Annotated in this window: 1 pseudogene; it reads right to left on the bottom strand. The window is 67.6% G+C overall.

The annotated features are described in order from the left end of the window. A pseudogene (locus ACRHNM_RS17445) lies at nt 1-253 on the bottom strand (EamA/RhaT family transporter); the annotation flags it as partial.

Genomic DNA, 253 nt, shown 5'->3' with positions numbered 1-253 from the left:
CACGGCGCCACCGCGGCGTATCAGCAGGTTGAGCAGGCTGACCGCGCCCACGGACAGCACCAGCACCAGCCAGCCCAGCGCAAACAGGAACTCGCCGCTCCAGCGCACCTGCATGGTTTCGGTGGCAAAGGCCAGCGCCCCCGTCCCCACCAGGCAAGGCAGGTACTGGATGACCGAGCCCGTGCGCAGATCAAACGATGGACAGAACCGCTTCTGGTACAGCGTGCCGGCCGTGATGCCGGCCAGAGCCACC

Origin of the sequence: Psychroserpens mesophilus (assembly GCF_050617655.1) — a bacterium.
Classification (GTDB): Bacteria; Bacteroidota; Bacteroidia; order Flavobacteriales; family Flavobacteriaceae; genus Psychroserpens; species Psychroserpens mesophilus_A.
This window is presented reverse-complemented; position numbering and strand designations above follow the sequence as displayed.